This window comes from uncultured Agitococcus sp. (genome assembly GCF_937920075.1).
GTDB lineage: Bacteria > Pseudomonadota > Gammaproteobacteria > Pseudomonadales > Moraxellaceae > Agitococcus.
The window spans coordinates 1-1,532 of record NZ_CALETI010000027.1 but is presented as its reverse complement, the minus strand read 5'-3'; the positions used below and the strand labels follow the sequence as shown (position 1 = coordinate 1,532).

Below are 1,532 nucleotides of genomic sequence, written 5' to 3'. Positions count from 1 at the left end.
TTTATCTAGCACTACACCGCCATCTAAACTGAGTTGATAACTTGCTTGATTGTTGCTGTCAAAGAAGTTTTTAATGGTGATGGTGTCGGTACTGTTTTGAATAGCTAAAATTAAGTCGTTGGCTTGTTGAGTGGCGGTGAGTTGGGCTAAGGTTGTGCCTGTGAGGGTGAGGGTGTTTAGTTCGGCGTTGCCATGAATGTTAGTGTCATCAACAATATCTTGGCCTGTAGATTCGATACTACGATTAAAGAAGTAAGTGTCGTTGCCTACACCGCCCATCAATACATCTTTGCCTTGTCCTCCGTCTAAGGTGTCGTCACCTGCATTGGCAATGAGTGTGTCGTTGCCTAAAGCACCCCATAAATTATTATTGGCATTGTTGCCTGTTAAATAGTTGTTGAGGTCGTTACCTGTAGCATTAATAGCTTCTGTGCCTGTTAAAGTTAGGTTTTCGATATGGTTGCTTAATGTCCAAGAGATGATACTTTGAACGGTGTCTAAACCTTCATCGGCATTTTCGAGGGTTTGGTCGTTGAGGTCATCAACGATGTAGAGGTCATTACCTGTACCGCCTATTAAAGTATCCGCTCCAGCACCACCGTTTAGGGTGTCGTTGCCTGCGCCTGTGCGGATGTCGTCGTTAGTGTTGTTGGCTGCGTTATCAATAAAGTCGTTGCTGCTGCCTGTTTCTAGCAACAACCGCTCAACACCACTCACCGTAAAGTTGTTGCCTTGCTTACTGAATGTCCGCTCCGAACCATCATTAACCCAGTTGACGTTATAGCTCTCTGCCGATAAATCCACATAGAAGGTATCAAGCCCTTCTCCACCCACATACTGCGTACCATTTTGATAAACAATCAGGTCATTTCCTGCATTGCCCACTATGTTGACACTGAGACTCTCTATTCCTGTTACTACCGCTTTTTGAAGAGCGATTGTTCCAAAAGGACTTTCACGTACTTCTCCATAGTAATAACCGACACCTGTCGTCAATGCTGACTTTAGAGCATCCAATCCCACAGCAAAAATATCGTATTGAGCAAACTGAATACTTGAGCCATCTGCTTGTTGTACAGACAAATAATTACGATAATAGGTCTTTCCATAAGAGCCATTATCTTCAACCGATGAAGTTTCTATCATCAGACTCAGACTATCATTACCTTCTCCACCATCAATAACAAGATTGGAATACGCTAGCCTTATAGAAGCTGAAATACTATCATTGCCACTACCTGCCAAAATCGTCCCGCTATTGCTATAAGATGCTCCCGCTTGAATATCTGTGATAACGTCGTCACCTGCGCCTGCATCAATAGAGTCACCATCTGCTCCGCCATCTATCGTGTCATTTCCTGCTCCACCTATCAGAGTATCTGCACCATCTCCACCATAGATAACATCATTACCTGCACCTGTACGAATTTCATCACTGACGACTCCACTGGCTCGGTTATCAATCCAATCATTACCACTGCCTGTTTCTAGCAACAACCGCTCAACACCACTCACCGTAAAGTTGTTGCCTT

General features: G+C 44.0%; 1 protein-coding gene. It reads right to left on the bottom strand.

Features of this window, described 5'->3' with window-relative positions; translation table 11 throughout:
* Nucleotides 1-1,532: calcium-binding protein (locus tag Q0212_RS00740; protein WP_297920747.1), on the bottom strand; the 1,532-nt coding region annotated here is incomplete at both ends.